At 66.7% G+C, this 21,563-nt stretch carries 23 protein-coding genes and 1 tRNA gene; 13 read left to right on the top strand and 11 right to left on the bottom strand.

Annotation, left to right across the window (positions count from 1 at the left end; translation table 11 throughout):
• Positions 1 to 12: 12 nt before the first annotated feature.
• Positions 13 to 1,512, bottom strand: coding sequence for an amidase (locus ACZYZF_RS14510; RefSeq protein ID WP_463836067.1), 1,500 nt, complete (start codon positions 1,510 to 1,512; stop codon positions 13 to 15).
• A 63-nt stretch (positions 1,513 to 1,575) separates the two neighbouring features.
• Here ACZYZF_RS14510 and recO point away from each other — a divergent pair, with 63 nt between their 5' ends.
• The 4 genes from recO to ACZYZF_RS14490 are packed head-to-tail and all read left to right on the top strand — an operon-like array spanning position 1,576 to position 4,114.
• Positions 1,576 to 2,427, top strand: coding sequence for a DNA repair protein RecO (recO, locus tag ACZYZF_RS14505; protein WP_463747662.1), 852 nt, complete (start codon positions 1,576 to 1,578; stop codon positions 2,425 to 2,427).
• Positions 2,366 to 3,256 (top strand): decaprenyl diphosphate synthase, encoded by an 891-nt coding sequence (locus tag ACZYZF_RS14500; protein ID WP_463747663.1) that lies wholly within the window; start codon positions 2,366 to 2,368, stop codon positions 3,254 to 3,256. The genes recO and ACZYZF_RS14500 overlap by 62 nt, the downstream gene beginning before the upstream one ends.
• Before the next feature lie 13 nt (positions 3,257 to 3,269).
• Positions 3,270 to 3,719, top strand: a complete 450-nt coding sequence (locus ACZYZF_RS14495) for a hypothetical protein (protein WP_463747664.1) — start codon at positions 3,270 to 3,272, stop codon at positions 3,717 to 3,719.
• Positions 3,716 to 4,114, top strand: coding sequence for an NUDIX hydrolase (locus ACZYZF_RS14490; protein WP_463747665.1), 399 nt, complete (start codon positions 3,716 to 3,718; stop codon positions 4,112 to 4,114). Before ACZYZF_RS14495 ends, ACZYZF_RS14490 begins: the two co-directional genes overlap by 4 nt.
• A 4-nt stretch (positions 4,115 to 4,118) precedes the next feature.
• Here the strand turns inward: ACZYZF_RS14490 and ACZYZF_RS14485 are convergent, their stop codons facing one another.
• A complete protein-coding gene (locus tag ACZYZF_RS14485; protein ID WP_463747666.1) occupies positions 4,119 to 4,517 on the bottom strand; it encodes a Fur family transcriptional regulator in 399 nt (132 codons plus the stop codon).
• Positions 4,514 to 4,882 carry an ArsR/SmtB family transcription factor gene (locus ACZYZF_RS14480; RefSeq protein WP_463747667.1) on the bottom strand — a complete coding sequence of 123 codons (369 nt, stop codon included), beginning with the start codon at positions 4,880 to 4,882 and terminating at the stop codon, positions 4,514 to 4,516. Before ACZYZF_RS14480 ends, ACZYZF_RS14485 begins: the two co-directional genes overlap by 4 nt.
• A 97-nt stretch (positions 4,883 to 4,979) precedes the next feature.
• On the opposite strand from ACZYZF_RS14480, the gene ACZYZF_RS14475 reads away from it, so the two are divergent.
• Positions 4,980 to 6,377 (top strand): glycine--tRNA ligase, encoded by a 1,398-nt coding sequence (locus ACZYZF_RS14475; protein ID WP_463747668.1) that lies wholly within the window; start codon positions 4,980 to 4,982, stop codon positions 6,375 to 6,377.
• Positions 6,378 to 6,463: 86 nt separating this feature from the next.
• Here the strand turns inward: ACZYZF_RS14475 and ACZYZF_RS14470 are convergent, their stop codons facing one another.
• Entirely contained in the window at positions 6,464 to 8,497 is a 2,034-nt protein-coding gene (locus tag ACZYZF_RS14470) for a TPM domain-containing protein (protein ID WP_463836066.1), read from the bottom strand.
• Between the two features lie 59 nt (positions 8,498 to 8,556).
• On the opposite strand from ACZYZF_RS14470, the gene ACZYZF_RS14465 reads away from it, so the two are divergent.
• The gene (locus ACZYZF_RS14465) at positions 8,557 to 9,831 is read left to right on the top strand and encodes a deoxyguanosinetriphosphate triphosphohydrolase (protein ID WP_463836064.1); all 1,275 of its coding nucleotides are present in this window, start codon (positions 8,557 to 8,559) and stop codon (positions 9,829 to 9,831) included.
• 4 nt (positions 9,832 to 9,835) lie between these two features.
• Here the strand turns inward: ACZYZF_RS14465 and ACZYZF_RS14460 are convergent, their stop codons facing one another.
• Positions 9,836 to 10,819 carry a sensor domain-containing protein gene (locus tag ACZYZF_RS14460; protein WP_463747671.1) on the bottom strand — a complete coding sequence of 328 codons (984 nt, stop codon included), beginning with the start codon at positions 10,817 to 10,819 and terminating at the stop codon, positions 9,836 to 9,838.
• A gap of 59 nt (positions 10,820 to 10,878) precedes the next feature.
• Here ACZYZF_RS14460 and dnaG point away from each other — a divergent pair, with 59 nt between their 5' ends.
• Both dnaG and ACZYZF_RS14450 read left to right on the top strand, forming a co-directional pair.
• Positions 10,879 to 12,792, top strand: coding sequence for a DNA primase (gene dnaG / locus ACZYZF_RS14455; RefSeq protein WP_463747672.1), 1,914 nt, complete (start codon positions 10,879 to 10,881; stop codon positions 12,790 to 12,792).
• Positions 12,793 to 12,854: 62 nt separating this feature from the next.
• Complete coding sequence (locus tag ACZYZF_RS14450) at positions 12,855 to 13,163, top strand: DUF7155 family protein (protein ID WP_463747673.1); 309 nt, start codon at positions 12,855 to 12,857, stop codon at positions 13,161 to 13,163.
• Positions 13,164 to 13,166: 3 nt separating this feature from the next.
• On the opposite strand, the gene ACZYZF_RS14445 is transcribed toward ACZYZF_RS14450, so the two are convergent.
• A complete protein-coding gene (locus ACZYZF_RS14445; protein ID WP_039321988.1) occupies positions 13,167 to 13,430 on the bottom strand; it encodes a hypothetical protein in 264 nt (87 codons plus the stop codon).
• Positions 13,431 to 13,622: 192 nt separating this feature from the next.
• Here ACZYZF_RS14445 and ACZYZF_RS14440 point away from each other — a divergent pair.
• A tRNA-Asn gene (locus ACZYZF_RS14440) sits at positions 13,623 to 13,695 on the top strand.
• A gap of 22 nt (positions 13,696 to 13,717) precedes the next feature.
• Here ACZYZF_RS14440 and ACZYZF_RS14435 read toward each other — a convergent pair.
• The gene (locus ACZYZF_RS14435; RefSeq protein WP_209914806.1) at positions 13,718 to 14,032 is read right to left on the bottom strand and encodes a hypothetical protein; all 315 of its coding nucleotides are present in this window, start codon (positions 14,030 to 14,032) and stop codon (positions 13,718 to 13,720) included.
• Positions 14,033 to 14,167: 135 nt separating this feature from the next.
• On the opposite strand from ACZYZF_RS14435, the gene ACZYZF_RS14430 reads away from it, so the two are divergent.
• A complete protein-coding gene (locus tag ACZYZF_RS14430) occupies positions 14,168 to 14,659 on the top strand; it encodes an LppP/LprE family lipoprotein (protein WP_463747674.1) in 492 nt (163 codons plus the stop codon).
• Positions 14,660 to 14,665: 6 nt separating this feature from the next.
• Here the strand turns inward: ACZYZF_RS14430 and ACZYZF_RS14425 are convergent, their stop codons facing one another.
• Positions 14,666 to 16,588: an acyl-CoA dehydrogenase family protein gene (locus ACZYZF_RS14425; protein ID WP_463747675.1), complete on the bottom strand. Its 1,923-nt coding sequence runs from the start codon at positions 16,586 to 16,588 to the stop codon at positions 14,666 to 14,668.
• Positions 16,589 to 16,684: 96 nt separating this feature from the next.
• On the opposite strand from ACZYZF_RS14425, the gene ACZYZF_RS14420 reads away from it, so the two are divergent.
• Genes ACZYZF_RS14420 through ACZYZF_RS14410 form a run of 3 tightly spaced genes read left to right on the top strand, consistent with a single transcriptional unit; the run spans position 16,685 to position 18,996 of the window.
• On the top strand, positions 16,685 to 17,419 hold the full coding sequence (locus ACZYZF_RS14420; protein WP_463747676.1) for a VIT1/CCC1 transporter family protein: 735 nt from the start codon (positions 16,685 to 16,687) through the stop codon (positions 17,417 to 17,419).
• Complete coding sequence (locus tag ACZYZF_RS14415) at positions 17,419 to 18,480, top strand: esterase-like activity of phytase family protein (RefSeq protein ID WP_463836063.1); 1,062 nt, start codon at positions 17,419 to 17,421, stop codon at positions 18,478 to 18,480. Before ACZYZF_RS14420 ends, ACZYZF_RS14415 begins: the two co-directional genes overlap by 1 nt.
• A gap of 6 nt (positions 18,481 to 18,486) precedes the next feature.
• Positions 18,487 to 18,996 carry a hypothetical protein gene (locus ACZYZF_RS14410; protein ID WP_463836061.1) on the top strand — a complete coding sequence of 170 codons (510 nt, stop codon included), beginning with the start codon at positions 18,487 to 18,489 and terminating at the stop codon, positions 18,994 to 18,996.
• A gap of 103 nt (positions 18,997 to 19,099) precedes the next feature.
• Here the strand turns inward: ACZYZF_RS14410 and ACZYZF_RS14405 are convergent, their stop codons facing one another.
• Genes ACZYZF_RS14405 through ACZYZF_RS14395 form a run of 3 tightly spaced genes read right to left on the bottom strand, consistent with a single transcriptional unit; the run spans position 19,100 to position 21,545 of the window.
• A complete protein-coding gene (locus tag ACZYZF_RS14405; protein WP_463836059.1) occupies positions 19,100 to 19,777 on the bottom strand; it encodes a YoaK family protein in 678 nt (225 codons plus the stop codon).
• 49 nt (positions 19,778 to 19,826) lie between these two features.
• Positions 19,827 to 21,050 carry an MFS transporter gene (locus ACZYZF_RS14400; protein WP_463747680.1) on the bottom strand — a complete coding sequence of 408 codons (1,224 nt, stop codon included), beginning with the start codon at positions 21,048 to 21,050 and terminating at the stop codon, positions 19,827 to 19,829.
• 18 nt (positions 21,051 to 21,068) lie between these two features.
• A complete protein-coding gene (locus ACZYZF_RS14395; RefSeq protein WP_463836057.1) occupies positions 21,069 to 21,545 on the bottom strand; it encodes a MarR family winged helix-turn-helix transcriptional regulator in 477 nt (158 codons plus the stop codon).
• Positions 21,546 to 21,563 lie beyond the last annotated feature (18 nt).

The raw sequence follows: 21,563 nt of genomic DNA, 5'->3' as shown, positions 1-21,563 counted from the left end.
GGTCCCTCCGGCCTACCCGTCAAGCGCATTGATCGCGGCGGCCGCCTGTGACGCGTCCGTCTGTGACGGGGCAGTCCACCAGACGTCGGGCTGCTTGGCGGCCCAGCCGGTGATCGCCTCCAACTCGGCGGCCAGCGAGATCAGCAGCGGCTCACTGTCGGCCGGCCCCATCAACTGGATGCCGATCGGCAGTCCATCGGAGGTGAAGCCGGCGGGCACATTGATCGAGGGCCAGCCCAATAGGTTCCACGGCCAGGTCACCGGGCAGGCGGCGATCGAGGTGCGTTCGGTGGCAGACCACCCGCGGCGGTCGAATTCGTGTGTGAGCGGCGGTGGTTGGGCGGTGGTCGGCGCAATGATGACGTCGACGAGGTTGAAGATCCAGGAGATGCGGCGCTGCGCGGCGGCCTCGTGTGCCCGGGCCTTGCGCAGCACGTCCTGTGACAGCAACCGGCCGATCCTCATGTTGGCCACCGTGCGCTCGTCGTAGGCCACATCGCCGAGGCGGTCGGTCCAATCCAGCAGGCCGGCGGTGGAACGGGCCAAAAAGTCCCATGACATCCGCAAGCTGTAGTTGGGGTCCTTTTCCACCACGGTGTGTCCCAGGTGCCCGAGTTGGTCGGCGATGCTCTGCAGCGCGGCGCGGATCTCGGGGTGCAGCGTGGCCCGGAAACCGGTGAACGGGAACTTCGTCGACATGGCGACCCGCAGCGGCCCGGGGGCGCGGCCGACGTGCTCGGCGGCCTGTATCGGCGCGGGCTTGTGCAGGTCGCCGTCGGCGTTACCGGATGCGGCGTCGAGCACCAGGGCCGCGTCGGTGACGGTGCGCGCCAGCACCCCGTTGACCGTGATGCCGTTGAACGCCTCGGGCAGCGGCCACGTGGAGATGCGACCGCGCTGCGGCTTGATGCCGACCAGGTGCGTCCATGCCGCGGGGATGCGGACGCTGCCGGCACCGTCGGATCCGATGGCCGCGGTCACCAGACCGGCGGCAACGGCTGCGGCGCTGCCGCCCGAGGATCCACCCGGGCTGTGCTTGCGTGACCACGGGTTACGGGTGTGGCCGAACCCCGGCCCGCCGGTGAACGGCCACTGTCCGAGCTCGCAGGTATTGGTCTTCCCGACGATCACCGCGCCGGCGGCCTTCAGGCGGCGCACCACCTCGGCGTCATCGGTGGCGACGCGGGTGGAGCCGTCGGTGCCGAACCGGGTGGGCACTCCGGCGACGTCGACGTCGTCCTTGACCGCGATGGGGATTCCCAGCAACGGGAGTTGTTTGCCGGCTGCGCGAGCGGTATCGGCCTTGGCGGCGTCGGCCAGCGCCTGCTCGGTCAATACGACGCGGAATGCGTTGAGGGTGGACTGGCTCGCTGTGATGGCATGCAGCGACTGCTGTACCAGTTCCTCAGAAGTGACTGCGCCGCTGGCAAGTTGATAGAGCTGATTGGTCAGGGTCGGAAAGGGAATCGGCGGTATGACAGAACCAGGGTCGGAAGTCGCAGATTTGGCCATCACTTTCGAGAATATCGGCGGTGCGTAACGGAACCTGTCCGGCCATGGTGCGACACTGTCACGATGCGGCTGTACCGGGACCGGGCGGTGGTGCTGCGCCAGCACAAGCTCGGCGAAGCCGACCGGATTGTCACCCTGCTCACCCGCGACCATGGTTTGGTACGCGCGGTGGCCAAGGGGGTCCGGCGTACCCGCAGCAAGTTCGGTGCACGGCTGGAGCCGTTTGCCCATATCGATGTGCAGCTGCATCCGGGGCGCAACCTCGACATTGTCACCCAGGTGCAGGCCATCGACGCGTTCGCCGCCGACATCGTCAGCGACTACGGCCGGTACACGAGTGCGTGCGCGATGTTGGAGACCGCCGAGCGGCTGGCCGGCGAGGAACATGCACCGATGCCCGACCTGCACCGGCTCACAGTGGCCGCGTTGCGTGCGGTGGCCGACGGCCGCCGGGCCCGCGAGTTGGTGCTGGATTCCTACCTGTTGCGGGCGATGACGATCGCCGGGTGGGCACCGGCGCTGACCGAATGTGCCCGCTGCGCCGCTCCGGGTCCGCACCGGGCATTTCACGTCGCCGCCGGCGGCAGTGTGTGCGTGCACTGTCGGCCCAGCGGATCCAGCACTCCACCCCAGCCCGTGCTGGAACTGATGTCGGCGCTGCACGAAGGTGACTGGGAGTACGCCGAGGCATCCTCATCGGGGCATCGCAGCCAGGCCAGCGGACTGATCGCGGCACATCTGCAATGGCACCTGGAGCGTCAGCTGCGGACATTACCTCTGGTCGAGCGGGTGTACCGGATCGATCGGACAGTCGCCGAGCAGCGCGCGACGCTGGTCAGGCAGGATATGACCCATGGCTTTGAAGCGGGACAGGCGGGGCAAATCAACCTACCCACAGCTGCCCCCGGCGCCTGAGGACTATCCGGTCTTCCCGGATACCTCGACCTGGCCCGTCGTCTTCCCCGAGATCCCGGCCGGCACCAACGGCAGCTTCGCCCGCCCGCCCCAACACACGTCCAAGGCCGTCGCGCCCCGGATTCCTGCCGAGCAGGTGCCCAATCACGTCGCCGTGGTGATGGACGGCAACGGTCGGTGGGCCACCCAGCGCGGCCTGGGCCGCACCGAAGGCCACAAGATGGGCGAGGCGGTGCTGATCGATATCACCTGCGGTGCCATCGAATTGGGCATCAAACATCTCAGCGTCTACGCCTTCTCCACCGAGAACTGGAAGCGCAGCACCGAGGAGGTTCGGTTCCTGATGGGGTTCAACCGGGAGGTGGTGCGTCGCCGCCGGGAGAACCTGAACGCCATGGGTGTGAACATGCGCTGGGTCGGATCGCGGCCCAAGATGTGGCGCAGTGTCATCAAGGAGTTCGACATCGCCGAGCAGATGACCGTCGGCAATGACGTCATCACGGTCAACTACTGCGTGAACTACGGCGGCCGCACCGAACTCGTCGAGGCTGCGCAGGCACTGGCCGCCGAGGCCGTCGAGGGCAAGATCAACCCGAGCCGGATCAGCGAGGCGTCGTTCGCCAAGCATCTGCACCGCCCCGACATCCCCGACGTGGACCTCTTCATCCGGACATCGGGGGAGCAGCGGGCCAGCAACTTCCTGCTGTGGCAGTCGGCCTATGCCGAGTTCGTGTTCCAGGACAAGCTCTGGCCCGACTACGATCGGCGCGACCTGTGGGCGGCGTGCGAGGAGTATGTGAACCGCAATCGTCGCTTCGGGAGAGCCTGAGGGGAGGCCTGATATGCCCAGTCTGTTGCAGCGGTTGTCCTCGGTACTCGGCGAGGTGATGTCCGTCGTCGACGAAGACGACGACGCGCTGACCGTGACGGTCGACGGTTCGGTGGCGTCGGTGCGGGTGGTGGCCATCGCCGACGACCTGGAGATGGTGTCGCTGACCCAGCCGTTGGCATGGGATCTGCCCCTGAACAACAAGATTCGTGAACGGGTATCCGACCATGCCAGCAAGACCATGCTGGGCACGGTGGTCTTGGTTGAGAAGGTTGGTGAAGGCCCGGCGACGGCCACGAACGGCACTAAAGGTGCGGTCCGCAAGCGCCCGGCCAAGAAGGTTGCCGACGTGATGCTGCGCTACAACTTCCCGGCCGCCGGACTCACCGACGACGCGCTGCGAACGCTGATCCTCATGGTGCTCGCCACCGGTGCCGATGTGCGCCGGGACCTGATGTCGTGACGGTCATTCGCATCGTTGCGGCAGTGGTGCTCGGCGAGGACGACCGGTTACTCCTGGTCCGCAAGCGCGGCACGACGGCGTTCATGCAACCGGGCGGCAAGATCGAGCCGGGGGAGCAGCCGATCGAGGCACTGGCCCGCGAGGTGCGTGAGGAACTCGGGGTCGGTTTTGACGTTTCGGGGGCCGAAGAACTCGGCCACTTCACCGCACCCGCCGCCAATGAACCCGGCCACACCGTCGATGCGTGGCTCTACCTGGTCAGCCTCGACGGTGAGCCGCGGCCGCAGGCAGAGATCGCCGAGATGACCTGGATCGACCTGCGTGCACCCGGTGACATCGAGCTCGCGCCGTTGACTCGCGACCCTGTGCTCGTACTGGCGCGCGATCGGGTCTAGCGGTCTAATTCACCCTATCGGTGCACTCGCCGCACGTCCCGAAGATCTCGATCGTGTGGCTGACGTCGGAGAAACCGTGCTCGCGGGCCACGTCGGCGGCCCAGGCCTCGACGTGGCCGCCTGAGATCTCGACGGTGGCGCCGCAGGCCCGGCACACCAGATGGTGGTGATGGTCTTCGGAGCAGCGTCGGTAGACCGACTCGCCGGTGTCGGTGCGCAGCGTGTCGACGCTTCCGGTGGTGGCCATGGTCTGGAGGGTGCGGTACACCGTGGTCAGGCCGATGCCCTGGCCGCGGCGGCGCAGCTCGTCGTGCAGTTCCTGGGCCGAGCGGAAGCCGTCGGTCTCATTGAGCAGGTCGGCGATCGCCGCACGCTGCCGGGTGGACCGGACCGCGCCCGTCACTCGTGCTCCTCACTGGCGTGGGCGACGGCGTCGGCGACGATGTGGGCCAGGTGGTGATCGACCAGGCGGTAGAGCACCTCGCGGCCGGCCCGCTCGCTGGCCACGACTCCGGCCTGCTTGAGAATCCGGAGATGCTGGCTCACCAGCGGCTGCGGCACGGCGAGGGCGTCGACCAACTCGTGCACACAGCGCCCCGACTGCTGCAGTTGCAGCACGATCGCAATCCGCAGGGGAGCGGCCAGCGCACGCAGCAGCTCGCCAGCGGTGTCGAGGACCTCGCGCGGCGGCAGCTCGGGCGCCGGGACGGCCACGTGCTCGCGTGCGTCGTCGTGTTGATTCGTCGTGAAATTGGAAATCGTTTCCATTACGGGTCAGAATACATGCGCGGTATTGCATGTCAACCGCGCCGGCGGTCGCGCCGGATTATCGCCGGCGGCAAGCTGGTCGCTACTCTGATGCACCGTGGCATCCATCATCGACACCGTTGCGAACCTGGCGAAACGCCGTGGCCTGGTCTTCCAGTCCGGAGAGATCTACGGCGGCACCAAGTCCGCGTGGGATTACGGCCCGCTAGGTGTCGAGCTCAAGGAGAACATCAAGCGCCAGTGGTGGAAGTCCATGATCACCGGTCGCGACGACGTCGTCGGGCTGGACAGCGCGATCATCCTGCCGCGGCAGGTGTGGGTCGCCTCGGGCCACGTCGAGGTCTTCAACGACCCGCTGGTTGAGTGCCTGAACTGCCACAAGCGGCATCGGCAGGACCACATGCAGGAGGCCTACGCCGCGAAGAAGAGCACGCGCGACACCGCCGTAGATCCAGACACCGTGTCGATGGACGAGATCGTCTGCCCGGACTGTGGCACCAAGGGCCAGTGGACCGAGCCGCGCGACTTCAACATGATGCTCAAGACCTACCTCGGACCGATCGAGTCGGAGGAGGGTCTGCACTACCTGCGCCCGGAGACCGCTCAGGGCATCTTCGTGAACTTCGCCAACGTCGTCACCACGGCGCGCAAGAAGCCGCCGTTCGGCATCGGCCAGATCGGCAAGAGCTTCCGCAACGAGATCACCCCGGGCAACTTCATCTTCCGCACCCGCGAGTTCGAGCAGATGGAGATGGAGTTCTTCGTCGAGCCGGAGACCGCGCCGGAATGGCACAAGTACTGGATCGAGACGCGGCTGCAGTGGTACGTCGACCTCGGCATCAACCGGGACAACCTGCGCCTTTACGACCACCCGAAGGAGAAGCTGTCGCACTACTCCGACGGCACGGTCGACATCGAGTACAAGTTCGGTTTCGCCGGCAACCCCTGGGGTGAGCTGGAAGGTATCGCCAACCGCACCAACTTCGACTTGTCCACGCACGCAAAGCATTCCGGTGTTGACCTGTCGTTCTACGACCAGGGCGCCGACACCCGCTACGTGCCGTATGTGATCGAGCCGGCAGCCGGCCTGACGCGCTCGCTGATGGCATTCCTGGTCGATTCCTACACCGAGGACGAGGCCCCCAACGCCAAGGGCGGGGTGGACAAGCGCACCGTGCTCAAGCTCGACCCGCGTCTGGCCCCGGTCAAGGCCGCGGTGTTGCCGCTGTCGCGGAATGCCGATCTGTCACCCAAGGCCCGCGACCTGGCCGCCGAACTACGCAAGAACTGGAACGTCGAATTCGACGACGCCGGTGCGATCGGCCGGCGTTACCGTCGCCAGGACGAGATCGGCACGCCGTATTGCGTGACAGTCGATTTCGACACCCTGGAGGACAACGCGGTGACCATCCGCGAGCGCGACGCCATGACCCAGGAACGCATCGCGCTGGACAAGGTGTCCGACTACCTGGCGGTGCGGCTCAAGGGCGCCTGACTTCCCTCGCCGAGCAGACACAAAACTGCCCCATTTCGCTTGAAATGGGGCAGTTTTGTGTCTGCTCGCGCTGAGAAAGTGACCAATCAGAACCGGCCGCCACCGCCGCTGTAGCTGCGGCCCGACGAATGTGACGACCCGCCGTACGACGTCGGGCGGCCCATGCCGCGGCCACCGCCGAAGCCGCCCCCGTACCCTCCGCCGAAGCCACCGCCGAAACCGCCACCCCCGCCGCGCAGGATGTTGCCGATCAGGATGCCCCCGAGCACCGCGCCCATGTCGGACCCGCCACCGCCGCCGTACTGCGAGGTGTAGGAACGTTGCGCGGAGCGGACGTCATCGTTGGCCAGGCCCTGCGCTTGCGCGGCCAGCGTCGACGCTCCATTCGCGTGTGCAACGGACTCATTCGGATTCGAGGCGCGCTTGGCCTCGGCGGCCTGAAGTTGGCGCTGTGCCTCGGCCAGCCGGGTGCGGGCCTCCGGTCCGATGCTGCCGCGCCGGGTCTCGATGAAGTCCGACACCGCCTTGATCCGTGACTGGGCGGTGAACAGCGCCTGCTCCAGGGCGCGGGCCAGCCGCTCGGCGGCTTCCTGTTGTTCGTGGACGCCGGCAAGCAGCTGGTCGAGTTCGGCGTCGGCCTTGGTCAGTCGCGTGAAGGTTCCCAGTGGGTCGGCCTTGCCATTGGCCGTAGCTTCGTCGGCAGCCTTCGTCGCCGCGTCACGCGCCGCACTCAGATTGTCGGCCTGCGGTGTACCGGATTGCCCCAGAAGCGAATTCGCCTGGTCGATACCGGCCTGAATATCGGTGATCGCCGCGGGCAGACCGGCCAGGGCCCGGTTGATGTCGGTCGCCGCGCTGTCGACCGCGTCGAGGAGGGTCCGGGTCTGATCGAGGGCGGACTCCGCCGAGCGCACCGCATCCACCAGTGCGGTCTGATCGGTGGCCGGCCGGGATACCAGGCTGCGCGCGGTGGTGATGCTGCGGTCGGCGAACGCCAGCCGTTCCTTGGCGGTATCCACATTGGTCGACACCGAACTCAGTGCGGTGGAGTCGAATTGGGAGTGCAGGTTGCCCAGTGTCTGGCTGGACGGTTCGATGCGGGCGGTCAGGTCGACCATCTGCTGGGTCATGCCGTCGAGCCGGGTTGGGGCGTTGATCACCAGATCGCGCAGCTGCTCGAAGGCCTGGCTCTGGGCGTCCAGTTCGCGGTCGGCTCTGGCGGCCGACACCACCACCTTGGTCAGCAGTTCCCGCTGTTGCAGCGGTGTCTCGGGGGCGTCGTCATCGAGCGTCTGGCGCACGGTGAAGGCCTGGGCCAGCGCCTTCTTCGCATTCTCCAGGGCCGCGCTGAACGGTTCGGTTCGTTTGGCGCCGAACTCCTCGATGGCCAGTTCCAGCTCAGCGTCACTGGTGCGGACGGCATTGTCGACATCGACCACGATCGAGCGGGACAGCTCATCGAGCGCCTCCAGTGGCACCGACGCCAACGCGTTGGCGTCGGTGGGATCGACCCGCTTGGCGGCCTCGAACTCGGCGTGGCGGCGCTTGGCCCGGCGCCGGCGAGACCACCACCACAGCAACCCGGCCAGCACCAGCACCACGCCCAGGGCGATCAGCATGGACGGCCACGAGATCCCGTCTCCTGCCGATGTGGCAGGAGGATTGGCGTTCAAGCCGTTCGCGGCGGCGATGGCCGCGCCGGCCCAGTCCTCGCGACGCAGGGCCGGGGTGATGCTGTCGGTCCGGATTTCGTCGGCGCGTGCCGCGCCGCTTACCGTCGAGGGCACCTGGAATGCGAACGCCCGGTCCACCGTCGCGACCGCGAGCAGCGCGTCGTCGTCACCGAAATCGCTCAGCCGCATGGTGTTCCGGGCCCAGTCGTCCCGGCCCTGGCCCGAGAAATCCTCTGTGAAGACCACCCACAACTTGATGTGGCGGTCGTCGTAGAGCCTGTCGATGGCACGTTCCACATTGGCGCGCTGAGATGCCGACAAGGCCCCGGCGTTGTCGGTGAGTTGGGTGGCCAACCGCAACGGCGGCTCGGCGGCGGCGCCGGGGGCCGCCAGCAGTCCGGTCATCAGGATCGCGAGCAGCATGGACAGCAGACGGGCGATACGCATGACCGTCAATCTAGTGCGCCGCGAGGTCGTCGCGTCGGTTCCTGGCAGACTGTGCGTCGGTGAACGGGGATACGCAGGCCTGGTATGACGACTTCGACCGGCAACGTCTGGTGGTCGAGTCGGCCAAGGGTGCTGCGCTGCCCGGCACCGACACCGAGCACCGCACTGACTTCGCCCGTGATCGGGCCCGCGTGTTGCACAGTGCGGCGCTGCGGCGGCTGGCAGACAAGACGCAGGTCGTCGGACCACGGCACGGCGACACCCCGCGCACCCGGCTGACCCACTCGCTGGAGGTGGCCCAGATCGGGCGCGGCATGGCGATCGGGTTGGGCTGCGATCCCGACCTGGTGGACCTGGCCGGCTTGGCCCACGACATCGGGCACCCACCCTACGGACACAACGGCGAGCGCGCGCTCGACGAGATCGCGAAACCTTTCGGCGGGTTCGAGGGCAACGCCCAGAACTTTCGGATACTCACTCGGCTGGAGCCCAAAGTGCTTGATGCCGAGGGTCGTTCGGCCGGGCTCAACCTCACGAGGGCCGCGCTGGACGCGGTGGCGAAGTATCCGTGGCCCAGCTTCGGCACCCGTAGAAAATACGGCTTCTACGACGATGACGCCGAGGCCGCCGAATGGGTGCGCGCCGGCGCGCCCGCCGAGCGACCGTGCCTGGAGGCCCAGGTGATGGACTGGGCCGACGACGTCGCCTATTCCGTGCACGACGTCGAGGACGGGGTCATCTCCGGGCGCATCGATCTGCGGGTGCTCGGCGATCCCGATGCGGCTTCCTCGCTGGCGGACCTGGGTGCCAAGAACTTTTCCAGCGTCACGCACGACGATCTGCTGGCGGCCGCCGAGCGGCTGTCGCACGTGCCGGTGGTGGCCGCGGTGGGAAAGTACGACGGAACTCTGGCGTCCTCGGTCGCACTGAAGACGTTGACCAGTGAACTCGTCGGGCGGTTTGCCAATGCGGCGATCACGCAGACCCGGGCAGTTGCCGGGCCGAGACCGCTACGTCGTTTTGATGCCGACCTGACCGTCCCGCCGCTGGTGCGCGCCGAGGTGGTGCTGCTCAAGATGCTCGCATTGCAGTTCATCATGTCCGACCACCGTCACCTGCAGATCCAGGCTGATCAGCGCACGCTCGTCCACGAAGTCGCCCTGGCGCTGTGGGCACAGGCCCCGAGCAGCCTGGACCCGCAGTTCGCGCCCGAGTTCGACCTGGCCGCCGACGACGGCGCCCGGTTGCGCGTGGTGGTCGACCAGATCGCGTCCTACACCGAGAGTCGGCTGGAACGGGTGCACGAGGCACGTTCGCCCCGGCCGTTGGGTTGAGCTCTCAGCCGATCTTCTCGACGATCGCCTTGAGCACATCGTTGGTCCGGCCGTCCAGCGTCTGCTTGGTTTCCCGGTCGCGCCAGCCGCGGATTTCGAGGTCGACGATGTAGTTGCGCTGCAGCGCAATGGCACGCGTCACCCGCTTGTAGCTGTCGACGCTGTGATCGAGATTGTTTTTGTTGTCGATGAACGCGAAGAGCGTCTCCGGTGTGGCCCGTACCTCGTTGATGGTGCGGGTCGAGTTCAGCTTCGCGTCGGATACGGTCTCCGCCACCGTCTTGCCTTCGCAGCTCTTCCAAATCTCGGAAAACTCGTCGAACAGCGTCTGAGCCGACGCGACATCGGGCAGGGCGATGACGTTCTGAATTACGAACATCGCGGGCCCGAGCGAAGGGCCCCACCGCCATACCGTGCCGGCGAAGGCCTCCTCCTGTGCGGATTCGTAGCTGGACTTCTGCGCGGCGAAGGGCACGCCGACGCAATTCGGCGCATCCGAGGTGACCTTCGCTCGGCGTAGACCGCCGTTGCTGTCAGTCAGATCGCTCATCAGCTGATAGTCCGATTGCATCGCCCGGTCGACCTCGGGTTCGGTCAGCAGGTACTGCTGAACGGACTGCTGGTCGGTCGGTCCGGCGGGCAGCGTGGTCCGTGACGGCGAGCCCGACGAGGAAACGGTCAGCCACGCAACGAGTGCCACCACGGCGACGAGGATGACGACGTACGACAGCGTGAGCCCGACGATGGCCCGACTTCGGCCATTCTGCGGACGCTTCTTGATCTGTGAAAGCGCCAGATGACTCAACACCGCACCGGCGGGGGCGAACAGGAAGGCGAAGACGATCGAGAGTGTGGCCAGTTTGTTGGTTTCGGCTTGCGGCGGAGGCGGCGCGGACGCTGAGATGACCGGTGGCGGCCCGGCGGGAGCGCCGAAGGGCGCGCCGCCGAACGGGTCCGACGGCGGTCCGCCATATCCACCAAAGCTCACCGATACCCCCCTCAAGCAACCCGCGTAACGCGACCTCCGCGCACGCATAGACTATGTCGGTGGCCGGCCGGATTTCAGATCGCGATATCGCGGCCATCCGTGAAAAGGTCCGCATCGAGGATGTCGTCGGTGACTACGTCCAGTTGCGGAGGGCCGGGGCCGACTCGATGAAGGGGCTCTGCCCGTTCCACGACGAGAAGTCGCCGTCGTTCCATGTGCGGCCGAATCACGGTCACTTCCACTGCTTCGGCTGCGGCGAGGGCGGGGACGTCTACGCCTTCATCCAGAAGATCGAGCACGTCAGCTTCGTCGAGGCCGTCGAGTTGTTGGCCGACCGGGTCGGCTACACCGTCACCTACACGGGCTCGTCGACCACCAATGTGCAGCGGGACCGGGGCAGTCGCAGCCGGTTGCTCGCCGCGAATGCCGCCGCCCAGGAGTTCTACGCCGAGGCGCTGGCCTCGGAGGAGGCCACCGAGGCGCGCAAGTACCTGACCGAGCGCAACTTCGATGCCGCTGCGGCCGCCCAGTTCGGGTGCGGGTTCGCGCCGTCGGGGTGGGACAAGCTGACAAAGCACTTGCTGCGTTCGGGTTTCGAGTTCAAGGAATTGGAAGCGGCCGGGCTGAGCCGGGAGGGCAAACGCGGGCCGATGGACCGGTTCCATCGGCGGCTGCTGTGGCCGATCCGGGTGTCCTCGGGAGAGACCATCGGCTTCGGCGCGCGTCGGTTGTTCGACGACGATCAGAACCAGGCCAAGTACGTCAACACCCCCGAGACGGTGCTCTACAAGAAGTCGCAGGTGCTGTTCGGACTGGACCGCGCCAAGAGGGACATCGCCAAGGGACATCAGGCCGTCGTCGTCGAGGGCTACACCGACGTGATGGCCATGCACCAGGCCGGGGTGACCACCGCGGTGGCCTCGTGCGGCACCGCGTTCGGTGAGCAGCACCTGTCGATGTTGCGCCGGCTGATGATGGACGACAACTTCTTCCGCGGCGAGCTGATCTACGTGTTCGACGGCGACGCCGCGGGTCGGGCCGCCGCGGTCAAGGCGTTCGAAGGCGAGCAGAACCTGTCGGGACAGTCGTTCGTGGCGGTGGCGGCCGACGGAATGGACCCCTGCGATCTGCGGCTGCGCTCCGGTGACGGTGCCCTGCGGGATCTGGTGGCGCGGCGAACCCCGTTGTTCGAGTTCGTGATTCGCAGTGCACTGGCGGAATATGATCTGGACAGCGCCGAGGGGCGGGTGGCCGCGCTGCGGCACTGCGTGCCGGTGGCGGCCCGGATCAAGGATCAGACGCTGCGCGACGAGTACGCCAGGCAGCTGGCCGGCTGGGTCGGCTGGGACAACGTCGCCCAGGTGATCGGCCGGGTGCGGGAGGAAGCCGGTGGTGGCCGCAAGGGCGCGCGGCGTCAGCCCGCGGGGCAGCAGGCGAGACCCAGACAGACCCCGGTAGCCGCACCCATCGGCCGCCCCGATCCGACCGATCCGACGCTCTGGCCGCAGCGCGAAGCGCTCAAGGCCGGTCTGCAGTATCCGGCGATCGCCGGGCCCGTCTTCGACTCGCTGACCGTGGAGAGCTTCACTCATCCGGGGTACGCCGCGGTGCGTTCGGCGATCGAGGCGGCCGGTGGCATGACGTCGGGCAAATCCGGTGCCCAGTGGATCGAGGCGGTACGCGAGCAGTCTTCGTCGTCGCCGGCGGCGGCGGGCCTGATCAACGAGTTGGGCGTGGAGGCCATCAACGTCGAGGACGACGACCGGTTGCCGCGCTACATCAGCAGCGTGCTGGCCCGCCTGCAGGAAGTCTGGGTGGGTCGCCAGATCGCCGAGGTGAAGTCCAAGCTGCAACGCATGTCACCGGTGGAGCAGGGAGACGAATATCACGCCCTGTTCGGTGACCTGGTGGCCATGGAGTCCTACCGGCGCAGCCTGCTCGAACAGGCCAGCGGCGACGACCTGACTGCGTGATCACCCACATCGCGATAGGGTGAGGCGCAGTCGGGCACCGTCAGGCAAGAGAGGCAGACCTGGTGACATTGTTCAGCACGCGGACGCGGCGGTTCATCGCAGTGGGCGCATTTGCGCTGGCCACGGGGGTCGCAGCGGCTGCCCCGGCGTTCGTCGCAGCGTCCAACACAGGGTCCACGGGCGGCCCGCAGGTCACGGCACAGCCGGCCTGCTTGGCCTGGTTCGGCAACAAAGAGGACGGCAAGTGCCTGTCCTACTCCAACGGCATGCCGGCCAACGTGGGAACACCGTGGGTGGGCGCGGGCGGCAATGGCGGATTCGTCACCGGTCCGCTGCTGCCGGGAACGTCGATCAATCAGGGTATCGGCTAGGCCCTACCAGGTACGTTTTGCCGAACCGTCGGTGCTCTCCTTCGTGGCGAGCACCGACGTTTCTGCGTCTATGGGGGTCAACGTGAGGAACTGCGGATCCGGCGAGACCTGCTTGGCGATCTTGCGCCGTCCAGCGTCGATCACCGCTTTGGTGGCCGGGTTGGCGGTCACCGCGCGGTAGGTACTGGCGATCTGCTCATAGCGGCGTCGCCCGGCCTTGGCGCCAAGCACGTAGCCGACGGCGATCACGGCGGCATAGCGGATCACAGTGTTCCTCCCAAAGCGACGTGCCTCCCAAAACTACGTGCCCCCCAAAACTACGTGCCTCCCAGGCACAGATGAGTGCCCTCCATCCTGCCTCACCTTCGCCCCGACGCGCCCGTCCGGGAGCGCATTGGCGGCAGCGGCGGTCCGTGCGCTAGAGTCAACGCTCGGCCGCGGAGCTTCCGCGGAAGGTAGTCCCCTGTAGCTCAATTGGCAGAGCTCCCGACTGTTAATCGGGCGGTTATTGGTTCGAGTCCAATCGGGGGAGCAAGTTCTCTTGAACCTCGGCCTCAGGACTGGGGCCGGGCCTGCGCCTGACGCGCCGCCTGGGTAAGCGCCTCCACCAGTGGATTGGATGCCGACGCGAGGGCATTTCGTTCCTCGTCGGTCAGTTGATAGAACGTCCACACACCCCAGGCCGCCGGCCGCACGTACACCGTCACCTGTTGCCTGTTGTTCGCCAGCACGGCCGGGACGGGTACCGCGCGATCGAGGGTGGCCGCGCTGGCCATCTCCTCCGCGATCTGTTGGACGTTGACTGATTCCTGCAGTTGGTACAGGACGGCCTTGTTGGCGGGGCCTTCCATCGCGAGGAACCAAGCCATCAGTGTCTCCTTGGGGGTAAGTGGTGCGAGCGGTGCGCTCCGACGGATCGTGAGTCGGATCGCACACAGTGTCGCCTATCGACGCGCCGTCGTCAGCCCGCTCACTAAGCCGGTCTGATTCGCTACCCTCGAGGTGTGTACCCACGGCTGATCGCCATCGTCGCCTTCGTCGGTCTACTCGCGGTTGGATGCGGCTGGAAACCGTCATCCGCGCCGCCTCCGAAGCCGGATACCTGCGCACCGACCGACGGCCCCAACGCCGACACGGTCGCCGATCAGATCGCCAAGCTGCCGGCCCCGGCAGCGGGTCGGCAGTGGACTCAGATCGGCACCGGACACACCACGAACTGCCGCTTGTACTGGGTGCAGGTGGGCCAGACCAACCCCGAGCCGAACAGCGCCGGGCAGCTGCTTTTCTTCGACCGGCAGACCCCGCTCGGCCCGGCCACCCCGGAGCCCCGGCCCTACATCAACGTGGTGACCAACGCCGATGACACCGTGGTGGTGAACTACCAGTGGCAGCAGGGCCATGACTCGCCCACATCGCCAACCGGTATCGCCACCGTGCGGTTCCGGATCGGGGACGACGGCAAACTCGTTGCCGTCGACCCGATTCCGAAGCCCTGAGGCGCCTCAGCCGTTGATCAGCTCGGCGGGGTCGAGCATCGCCGCGTAGCGCAACTGCTCGGGGATGCCGAACCCGTCGACGAGGGTCTCGACGTGCGGACGCAGTGCGCGACAGCGCTCGTTGATCCCACGTGTCACGGCCTTTGCACGTTCGGTGGACAGGTAGCGGTGCTCGATGAACCAGGCCTTGTCGCCCTCGATCACCGACAGCGCGTACAGATCGCAGACGTCGTCGAGGAGCTCGCGGGCCGTGTCGTCCTCGCAGGCGTCGATACCCGCGACGAACGCCTCCAGGATCACCCGGTCGATGTGTGCCTGGGCGGCATGCAGCACGTGGTCCTGTACGGAGTTGAACGCGTCGAAGGCCGACATCTCCTTGGCCTTGCCCTGCAGCCGCCGCGCCACCGAGGCCAGCATGTACTCCTCGCGGTCCTCGAACATCTTGACCTGGGTGCCGCGGTTGAACAGGCTGCCTTCCTCCTCGTTGTCCTGGCGGGTGTCCAGGACGGTCTGGATGATGGTCTCCGCGGCAGTGCGTTTGAGGACCCGCTCACCGGCGTAGTTGGCCGCGAACCGGACCCATTCGACGGGGCTCATGCCCTTGATGTCGTCGGCGTAGGCGGTGAGCAGTTCCTTGGCCACCAGTTGGGTCAGCACATGGTTGTCGCCCTCGAAGGTGGTGAACACATCGGTATCCGCGCGCAGGGCGATCAGCCGGTTCTCGGCGAGATAGCCTGCGCCGCCACAGGCTTCGCGAGCCTCCTGGATGGAGTGGCTGGCATGCCAGGTGTTGGCGGCTTTCAGGCCTGCCGCGCGGGCCTCCAGTTCCCGTTGCTCCTCGGCATCGGGATCGTCGGAGGTCTGCAACTCATGGCATTTGGCCACCAGTTCGTTCTGGGCGAACTGCAGGGCGTAGGACTTGGCGATCAGCGGTAGCAGCCGGCGCTGATGCACGAGGTAGTCCATGATCAGAACTTCCTCGGTGCTCTTGGGCGCCTCGAACTGCCTGCGTTCCAACGCATACCGGGTGGCGATGTCGAGGGCGACCCGGGCCGCGGCTGCTGCGCTGCCGGCGACGGTGACCCGGCCGCGGATCAGCGTGCCCAGCATCGTGAAGAACCGCCGGCCCGGGTTCTCGATCGGTGAGCTGTAGGTGCCGTCGGGGGCGACGTCGGCATAGCGGTTGAGCAGGTTCTCCCGCGGAACGCGCACGTGGTCGAACACGATGCGGCCGTTGTCGACGCCGGGCAGGCCGCCCTTGTAATGGCAGTCCGACGTCGTCACCCCGGGCATGTCGTTCCCCATGTCGTCACGGATCGGCACCACCAGGCAGTGCACCCCGTGCCCTTCGCCGTCGGGCGTGATGAGTTGTGCGAAAACCGCTGCAACCCTGGCGGTCTCAGCGGCGCCGCCGATGTAGTCCTTGCGCGCGTTGGGGGTGGGGGAGTGAATGACGAATTCCTGGGTCGCCGCATCGTAGGTGGCGGTGGTCTCCAGCGATTGCACATCGCTGCCATGACCGGTCTCTGTCATCGCGAAACAGCCGAGCAGGTCCAGGTCGATGAGCCGACGCACGTAGGCCTTGTGGTGGCGCTCGGTCCCGAGATTCTCGATGGCACCGCCGAACAGGCCCCATTGCACCCCGGCCTTCACCATCAGCGACAGGTCGCTCATGGCCAGCATCTCGATCTGGGTGATGGCCGCGCCGACATTGCCGTTGCCGCCGTGCTCCTTCCGGAAGCCGTCTTCGGCGGCCCCGGCCGCCGCCATGATCTTGAGTTGCTCGGTCACCTTGGCCCGGGCGATGGCGGTGTTGGGGGTGTAATGCGGCCGGAAGATCTCGTCCGACAGCGTGGTCCGCATGGCGTTCTTGACGTCGCGCCAGCGACCGTCCAGCGTGTTTCGCAGATGCTCGGCAGTGGAGGTCATACCCGACGGTAACGCGTTCGGCCGTCGGGGTGGGTGCGTTGCAACGAAGGCAAACCTTCCTGGACAAGCGAGACCCTGCCGCGCAAGACTGGCGCCATGCCGGAGTCGGTCGGTAAGTCGCTGTCTCCCACCGGCTTGCCGCATGTGAGCTATCACCGGCATGCCGATGTGACCGGAGGCTGGCTTCGTGCGGCGACCTTCGGCGCGATGGACGGTCTGGTCAGCAACACCGCGTTGATCGCCGGTGTCGGGGCCAGCGCCTCGGCCCAGACAGTGGTGCTCAGCGGCGTGGCAGGACTGCTGGCCGGTGCCTTCTCGATGGCTCTCGGCGAATACACCTCGGTGACCACCGCCAACGAGCAGGTCGATTCCGAGGTCAGCGTCGAGCGTCGGTCGTTCCACAAGAACCCGCAGGCCGAGCAGGCCGAACTCGTGGCCATGCTCCAGGAGATGGGGATGACGCCCGAGACGGCGGCGAAAGCCAGCGGGGAGATCCACCGCGACGAGAATCGGGCCGTCAACTTTCACCTCGTGCAGGAGCTGGGGGTGGACCCCCGGGAGAAGCCGTCACCGTGGGTGGCCGGAGCTTCGTCCTTTGTGCTGTTCGCGATCGGTGCGATCGTTCCGCTCATCCCGTATCTGCTGGGCTTCGAGTCGTTGTGGGCCGGGCTGGCCTGCGGTGGGCTGGGCCTGTTGATCGCCGGTGCGGTGGCGGCCAGGTTCACCCGTAAGCCGGTGGCCATCGCCGGAGTGCGGCAGTTGGTGTTCGGAGCCATCGCGATCGCGGCCACCTACGCCGTCGGCATCCTGGTCGGCGCCGTCATCACCTGATGTTGTACCGAATCCTGGCGGCCGGGCTCCTGGTTCTGGCCGGTTGCACCCCCGCGCGTGCCGCGTCGGGCTTCGAGTTCCTCGGCCAACGCCAGATTGCCTCTGCCGCGCTGCTGGACGGCACGGTGATCGGCGGATTGTCGGGGATCAGTTACGACCCGGCCGCCGATCTGTACTACATCGTCAGCGACGACCGCTCCGCCAAGAGTCCGGCGCGGTTCTACGCAGCGCGGATCACGTTGTCGGACAACGGTATCGGCGGCATCGAGTTCGTCGGCACCCATCCGTGGCTGAACCGTGACGCGCAAGCGTTCCGGCCGCTGGATATCGATGCGGTCCCGCCGGTGGTCCCCCCGGACCCCGAGGCGATCGCCTTCGATGCGCGTCGACAGCGGTTGTACTGGACCAGCGAGGGGGAGCGGCGGGTCGAGGGACCCGGCGTTCCGGTCCTGCTGGACCCGTGGGTGCGAACCGCCGGGCTCGACGGCAGCTTCCTCGGCGAGTTCGCGCTGCCCGAGGCCCTGCGGATGTCTGCCGGCGAACACGGCCCGCGCCGCAACAGCGCGTTGGAGGGGCTCACGCTGACACCGGATGGACGGTATCTGTGGGCGGCCATGGAGGGACCTGGATACGACGACGGCCCGCCACCCGATGAACAGCACGGTGCATGGACTCGCGTGATCCGCATCGATGCGGAGTCCGGGGCGGTCGACGGCCAGTACGCCTACCCGCTGGACCCGGTCGGTGCCGGGCCGGGCGGCGACAACGGGTTGTCAGATCTGGTCGCCCTCGACAACAGCAGCTTTCTGGTGGTCGAGCGTGGCTTCGGCACCCACGTGGCAGTGCGGATCTATCTGGCTTCCGTCGTCGAGGGCTCCACCGAGATGACCAAGACCCTGCTCGCGGATCTGACCAGCACGCCCGGTCTGGTGCCGCTGGACAATATCGAGGGAATCACGTTGGGCCCCAAGCTGCCTGATGGACGGCAGTCCGTGATCGCCGTCAGCGACGACAATTTCTCGCCTACCCAGGTGACGCAGTTCCTGTTGTTCGCGTTGTGAGAATTCGTGCTCTGGGGCGCCTCTGGTGTGCTGGATGATCGTTTCGTGAGCGATGAATGGTATGTCGTGTTTCCGACCGACCCGCGATGGACGCCCAATGCTGAACGCGAGGACGCGGCACGTGCCGTGTTCGAGGTGCTCATGGGCGATAGCGACGAGGTCAAGGCGAACCGGCCCGGGCGGGTGGTGTTGGAAGATGCCGGCGCAGGGGTTCAGACGATCAACTGCCCCGCGTGCGGAGACCTGATCGGCGAAAATCCGGGCAACATGGAGTGGTGGGTCGCGCAACTTGACCGCGTTTGGACCGAGAGCGCTGGGTTTTGGCCACTGGATGTGACGACGCCGTGTTGTGGCGCGGAGACGTCACTCAACGATTTGGTATACGACTGGCCCCAAGGGTTCGCTTCCTGGTCGGTCAGCGTGCGAAACCCTGTGTACAACATGACCGACGAGCAGTTGGAGTTGGTGGGCGCCGCACTAGGGCACCCGGTGCGTTGGGCGCATCGGCACATCTGACCGTATGGGTTCTAGCGGGACTCGTGTTCGTAACCCGGCGGCGGTCGCGAGCGCGTTTCTCCGCCACCACGTTACGAACGTGAACACGTCGCGAAAGTACCCGCTACTTCAACAGCGCGTGGCGATCAAAGTAGAAGTACGTGTAGCCCGCGGTGATCGCGCAGACCAAGGTGGCCACCAACAGCATCTGAGATCCGCTGACCACCACGCTGATGAAGCCCCCGACGATGGCGCCACCGGCGAACCCGGCCCACAGCAGGAAATATCCGAGCCAATCGCTCAGTTGGCCTCCGCTGATGTGGCGTTCGATACCTTGCCCCATCTTGACGAGCGTCCCGGTCACGTAGCTCAGCGGGATCGACACCTCGCCGTTTTTGACGAACGACGTGTTGAGGGCGCCGATACCGAAGGCCACGAACAGGATTGGGACGTAAGGAACATCGCGGGCCGTCCAGCCGCGCTCGATGAGGTCGACCACGGTGGACACCACCAGCGCAAGCGTGGTCAGCACCGTCGCGCCATGGGGATGGTTGACCCACAGATGGCGGCGACACAAGGAAGCGATCACCACTCCGCCCACAAAGGCAGTTATCAGCAATGCCGCACCGATCGCCAGCCATTCTTCGCCTTGGAACAGCCCGAGAAATGCCCGCTCGGTGTTGCCGGTCATGAAGGTGACGAAGTATCCCGCGGAATGGGTGAACGCCGCTGCCCCCAGCACTCCGGCGAGGCCGGCCAGAATCCACGACAACCGGGCCTCGCCGTCGAACTGTTGCGACATGTCACCCATTGTGGGGAGCGTCGCGGCCGCTCCGGGCGGGAATCGCCCGTCAGCTGTCGGAACCCACGGTGACCGCTGTCGCCTCGTCGGTCAGCTCGTCGATCTCGGTTTCCGCCGTGTCTTCCTCGACGTCTATCCCGGTCAGGTGCGGCCGCGTCATGAACAGCACGCCGGCACCGGCCAGCACGGCGCCCGCGCCTACCCAGTACGGCAAGTGCACGCTGACCTGCTCGCCGAGCACCCCGGCCAGCCATGGGGCGACGGCGGCACCGCCGAAGCGCAGGAAGCTGTAGGCCGCCGAGGCCACGCCGCGCTCGACGGGCGCGGCCTTCATCACGGTCTCGGTGATGAGCGTGTTGTTGATGCCGATGAACAGACCGGCGATCACGACACACGACGCCAGGACGGTCCTGGAATCCGTCCAGACCGCCATCACGGCCAGCACCGTGGTGAACGCGAGCAGATTGAGGATGAGCACGCGCACGGTGCCGAAGCGGTGTTGCAGCCGTGGTGCGACCACGACTGAGGTGAACGCCAACGCCAGGCCCCAGCCGAAGAAGATCAGCCCGATCTGGTGGGCGGTCATGTCCAGTGGGAAGGGCGTGAACGCCAGCAGGGTGAAGAAGCCGAAGTTGTAGAGCAGTGCGGTGATCGCGACGCCCAACAGCCCCCGGTGGCGCAGCGCCCGGAACGGGTCGGCCAACGTGGTGGCATGTTCGGCCCGCGGGGTGGCCGGTAGGAGGAACGCGGTGATCACCAGGGCGAAGGCCATCAGCGCCGAGACGCCGAAGAACGGACCGCGCCAGGAGATCGAGCCGAGTACGCCGCCGACCAGCGGGCCGATCGCGATGCCCAGGCCGAGTGCCGCTTCATAGAGGATGATGGCTTGTGCCACAGAGCCTTTGGCGGAGTTGACGATGGTGGCCAGCGCGGTCGCGATGAACAGGGCGTTACCGAGGCCCCACAGTGCGCGCCAGCCCACGATCTCCATGACAGAGTCGCTCATCCCGGCCAGACCGGCGCCGGCGATGATGATCACCAGGCCGAGCAGCAGCGTGCGCTTGGGGCCGATGCGGCTGGACACCACGCCGGTGATCAGCATCGCTACGCCCATCACCGCCATGTAGCTGGTGAACAGCAGAGACACCTGCGACGGAGAGGCGCCGAGGTTGTCGGCGATCGGTTTGAGGATCGGATCGACCAGTCCGATGCCCATGAAGGCGACGACGGAGGCGAAAGCGACGGCCCATACGGCCTTGGGTTGGCGCCACATCAGGGCGGTAACTCCTAACTAGTTTTCGGGTGAGAGGGGACGCTCGTCGACGTCGCTGAGCAACCGGCGGATGATGCCGACGGAGGCTGCCAGCGTCCGGCGTTCCTCGGCGGTGAGCCGTTCGAGCCTCGGGTTGATCGCCGCGGCACGGTCCGCCCTGGCCTGCTCGAGGGTCTGCCGGCCCTGCTCGGTGATCCGGATCAGCACCGCGCGGGCATCGCCGGGATCGGTGGTGCGGGACACCAGGGCGGCGTCCTCCAGACGGCGAACCTGGGTGGTCATGGTCGGCTGCGAGCAGTGGTCGAGGTATGCGAGGTCGGAGATGCGGGCCTCGCCCTGGTCCTCGATGGTGGACAGCAACCGGGCCTGAGCCCAGGGGAGCGGCAGGCGGGCGCGTTGGGTGGCGAGTCGGTTCAACCGGGCGACGACCGACAGCAGGTCGGCGCCAAGCTCGGATTCGTCGGTTACCGTGACATCCTCGGTCGGGGTCGGCATGCCTCCATATTTACATAG

It is taken from the genome of Mycobacterium sp. IDUB_24 (assembly GCF_055419385.1).
This window is presented reverse-complemented; position numbering and strand designations above follow the sequence as displayed.